Below are 4,268 nucleotides of genomic sequence, written 5' to 3'. Positions count from 1 at the left end.
CTTCAGATCCCGTGTTGTCAAGGGATCGCGGTAGCCGATTACAGCTTCACCCTTGACGCCTTGGCTCTGAAGCCCTCCAGCTTTTGCAACGTTGGGGTTTACTTATAAAGACATCCAAGAAAGTTGATATCTGGAGTTCTTCGGGACCGATGCTTTTCTCAACGTACCTGTAATCTGGTTTTACATTTGTTCTTTGAAGATATTAGTTGCGGATTGCAATTTGTACAATGCAGACAAGGTAAACACACAAAGATATTTAGGAAGTTGTTATGTCAAAAAAAATGGTGGATTTCTCTCAGAAATACAGAATCAAGCCTGACTCAAAGTTTCAGATGAATGATATAGATCCTTCGTCAAAGGCTGGAGTTAAAAATAGAGAGACATGCGAAAGGAAATTTGCAGAGATGAGTCGGCGAATGGTTGAACTTCAGCAGGTTCTATATGCCGAGAACAAACATTCTCTGTTGATCGTTCTTCAGGCGATAGATACAGGCGGCAAAGATGGAACCATCCGTCATATTTTCGGTCCGCTCAATCCCCAGGGCGTGAGGGTCCACAGTTTTAAGGCTCCAACAGCGGAAGAGTTGGGGCATGATTTCCTGTGGCGTATTCACAGTAAGGTTCCACAGAAAGGAATGATCGGAATATTCAACCGTTCTCACTATGAGGATGTACTTATTGCGCGTGTTCATAACCTTGCACCCAAGAAAGTTATAGAGGGTCGTTATGAACAGATAAACACATTTGAGAAATATCTTTCTGATAATAGTATTACGATCCTGAAATTCTGTCTGCATATCAGTAAAGAAGAACAGAAAGAGAGACTACAGTCCCGTCTGGACCGACCGGACAAGCATTGGAAGTTCAGTTCAGGGGATCTGGCCGAGCGTAAACTTTGGGATGAGTATCAGAAAGCCTTTGGAAAAGCTGTTTCAGAATGCAGTACAGAGTGGGCTCCCTGGTATGTAATTCCGGCTGATAGAAAATGGTATCGTAACTACGTAATTGCTGAAATAGCCCTGAATGCCCTTAAGGGGATGAAGTTGCAATTTCCTGCCCCAGAGCCGGGACTTGATAAAATTGTAATTGATGATTGAGGTATTTTGGGGAGTCATTAGGGCGGACCACAGGTTTCAGAGACGTCAAAAAAGCTGAGATATCAAAATACCAATCGAGTTTTACCTCCATTCAATTCATTCAATCCAAGCATGGACCGGAAAAATTATGACGTAAAGTCATTCCTGAAGCTTATCGTAGCTTGGCCTAAAACCAAATTCGAATTATTGAAATTCTATTGATTTTCGTGGTGATCTTTGCTGCTGCGGTCGGCTTGCAGGGCGATAATGCGCGTGACGGAAAGCGACCGGATACCCCGCCCCAGGGACGGCGTGTCGGGGGCATGCGGAAGCTCTGAGACCTGCGCGAAGATATTGCGGATCAGCCGGTCGTCGCGATAGATACCAAAGGTGATTCGTTTCATCTGCTGCGGGGTGAGATGGCTGAATGCCGATTTGGTAATCCAGATGGCACCCCCATGGGCGATGGCGGAGAGATGAAAGGCCTGGTCCGCCGCTCCGCCGGGGAGCATGAAGGCCATGCTGGCGGTCAGATCCTCCTGCTGGAGATGGTCCCTTCCGCTGCTGATGCCGATGTTCAGGCGGATATCGGCAAACCATCCACCATCCGCTTTCAGCGATGCCTCGAGTTCACGCATCTTGTCTCTGAGTTCAATGGCGCAGCATATGGCATCATAAGCGGGATCCGTGTCCGCCTGCCGGGGGATGATGTATTGCACTTCGGTGCCGCTGCGTTTGGCACGGTGTCCGCCGTAGGATGCCAGAACGCGATCGCTCTCGTCCCAGATGCGGGTCATGATCTGAAAATAGGTTTCCGGCAGCAGGGTATCGACGATGCTTCGGGAATCATCGAGCCGGGCCGAGATTACACTGAAGGGGGTTTTCCCGGAGGCGGCGTCGGCATCCGTTGGCGAGGCGGGATAGGGTACACCAGCCATGTCGACGTGATGCTCCTCCTGCCAGCGGTCTTGATCCAAAAAGAAGAGCGTCCCTTCCGCAAGGGCCATCCCATAAATTCGCATCGTCTGAATCCGGCCTTCGTCATCCTCAAGATGAATCGGGCAGCTATCTATAGGACCTCTTTTTGCCGCGTCGGGACTGGCTTTTCCCGGCAGACCTGCATCTTCCAGGTTCAGTGAAACCGTGGGAGCCAGCCTGTTGAAGGTATCCGGTGATGTGGTCTCCTGCAAGAATCGATAGATAAATGAAAACAGCGGCTGCCAATTGAAAACCAGTTCTTTCAAGGAGGCACGCAGCATGATGTCAAAAACGGTTCCGGAGGGATCGTCGGTTAATTCATTCCTGATGGCTCTGGACAGCCGATCGCCCTGATCCACTTTGATCCATCCGATGCGAAAACCAGCATTGACCAAAAATGAGGAGGCCGCGATGGTATCAGCGGGCAGGTGAAACTTCGGTGATGTGGTTTTTTCCGGTTTTTTTTCGGTTGAAGGCGCAGCCTGCTGCGGTTTCGGCAATGGTGGGTCCTGGGCTACCGGGGCGCCTTCTGCCGCTTCCCGCAATTCAGTGGCGATGGTTTCCACGGAATGCCCTTCGTCCCTGAGTAGCTTCAGCATGGCTACGTGTCCAAGTACAGACCTTGAAAAGTAACTTTTTTTCCGTGCGCCGTCGCGACCGACGGGTGAGACCCGCATCATTGATTTGGGCAACACCCTCAGTTGAATGAAACGGATCAGATCTCTTTTGGAGATGCCGGTTTGCTCAATCACCTCTTCTCCGGACAACCAGGCTGCACCGGCGGGACTGGACGCCTCTTTTTTGGGATACAATGGTTTAGCGTTCTGGGCCATATTCATGTCTGTCCGGGCTGATTCCATTTTTTCAGGTCCATTCCAATGCCAGGGGGAAGCACCCGTTTTTTAACATACAATATTTGTGCCGGACTCTCTAACTTGACGGTTTTTAAAAGATCAGTTGCCCTTTTCGTTGTCGCTAACGTGTATGGACCCTGTCGATCGATGCCTGCCGAATGCCTTTTGACGGTAATATCGTCGCCTATCGTCGAGGGATCGGGCGTGATGATGCAGCTGAGGGTTTTTTGCGCATGGGTTGCTTGGATTTTATCCATCAGGGAACGAAGCATGCAGGGAAAGATAAACTGTTTCCTTTTATTCCTATCCGATCCCCATGATTATGAAATGAATTACCTATTTTTGAGTAGGCAGGCGTTTGATGCCTTCATGGGCAGGGGGTGGGCCGTTGCGGTAAAGGGGAATCAGCGGGATTTTAATCTTTTTGATGGTCTGGCGCCGTTCAAATTCGACTATATAGTCCAGGCTGACAGGGTCGGTTACTGGAACCAACAGCAGGGGGCATAGAAATCGGCAGCGTCTTGTGAAAAAGCGTTTTCGCTGGATTTCGTCCCGTTGAACGATGCCCATGATGCTGAACTCCCCGTCCGCTGTTGCCATGATGCGCAACAGGCGATGATCCAGGCGAATGGCCCTGATGTAGCGGTCCATGACATTGAAAGAAAGTTTGAAAACCAGCCGGCTGATCCGTTCCCGGAATCCACTGAGAAAAAACCGTTCCATGCGCAGATTGTTAAGAAGGACCACCAGGGACAATGAGGTGGTCACATCTCCGTCAGCATGGACCTGCCGGTTGAAGGGAAGGTAGCGCATTGACTGGGTGGCCTCGGGAGCACCGGCGATGATTACCGCCTCATGAAACAGTGCCGTGTCAGGCGGAATGATTCGTTCAATGTCCCGAATCAACCGCCCGGCAAGTTTGGACACCTTTATTCGGTCAAGGGTCTTGATGTAGGATTTGGACTTTTTCATGGGCGTTTGGGGTACATTTCCCTATAGGAGCCAGTTAGTGTCCGTCCAGAAATGAGGGATTTTGGTCGAGATCAAGGCGTGCGAAAAATTTTACCGGCGGCGCCCTGTAAGAAGTGCCCTTGGGGTGCATATAGTTGATATTCCGAGGATAAAATTTTTCGCGCAACGCTGAGATCGGGCAAAATAATCATTTGTGGATGGGCAACAGTTGATGAACTCGTAAAAAGTCACATTTCCGACGGATTCGTAAAAAGCCCGAGATCAAGGCTTGCGGGCCGCGATAGCGAGCTTGAGCGAGCGAACAATAAATCGATCGCCATCCTTTCGGCGAACATTCATGTTCCATCCTGAGAATACCGCTATCGCGGGTGCCGTAGGCAGCGCACTT

Annotated in this window: 3 protein-coding genes; 1 reads left to right on the top strand and 2 read right to left on the bottom strand. The window is 50.1% G+C overall.

Annotated elements, in window-relative coordinates; translation table 11 throughout:
* Positions 1–269: 269 nt before the first annotated feature.
* Complete coding sequence (locus QNK41_RS11645; protein ID WP_319256947.1) at positions 270–1,097, top strand: polyphosphate kinase 2 family protein; 828 nt, start codon at positions 270–272, stop codon at positions 1,095–1,097.
* A 194-nt stretch (positions 1,098–1,291) separates the two neighbouring features.
* Here QNK41_RS11645 and QNK41_RS11640 read toward each other — a convergent pair whose 3' ends face one another.
* Positions 1,292–2,887 carry a hypothetical protein gene (locus QNK41_RS11640; RefSeq protein ID WP_319256944.1) on the bottom strand — a complete coding sequence of 532 codons (1,596 nt, stop codon included), beginning with the start codon at positions 2,885–2,887 and terminating at the stop codon, positions 1,292–1,294.
* A gap of 357 nt (positions 2,888–3,244) precedes the next feature.
* Positions 3,245–3,880, bottom strand: a complete 636-nt coding sequence (locus QNK41_RS11635) for a hypothetical protein (protein WP_319256942.1) — start codon at positions 3,878–3,880, stop codon at positions 3,245–3,247.
* Positions 3,881–4,268 lie beyond the last annotated feature (388 nt).

Origin of the sequence: Desulfosarcina sp. (assembly GCF_033791525.1) — a bacterium.
In the GTDB taxonomy this organism is placed as follows: domain Bacteria; phylum Desulfobacterota; class Desulfobacteria; order Desulfobacterales; family Desulfosarcinaceae; genus Desulfosarcina.
This window is presented reverse-complemented; position numbering and strand designations above follow the sequence as displayed.

Bases quoted from the DNA above. Each gene is read 5' to 3' on its own strand.
- QNK41_RS11640 (WP_319256944.1), bottom strand. From the start codon at position 2,887: ATGGCCCAGAACGCTAAACCATTGTATCCCAAAAAAGAGGCGTCCAGT.
- QNK41_RS11635 (WP_319256942.1), bottom strand. From the start codon at position 3,880: ATGAAAAAGTCCAAATCCTACATCAAGACCCTTGACCGAATAAAGGTG.
- QNK41_RS11645 (WP_319256947.1), top strand. From the start codon at position 270: ATGTCAAAAAAAATGGTGGATTTCTCTCAGAAATACAGAATCAAGCCT.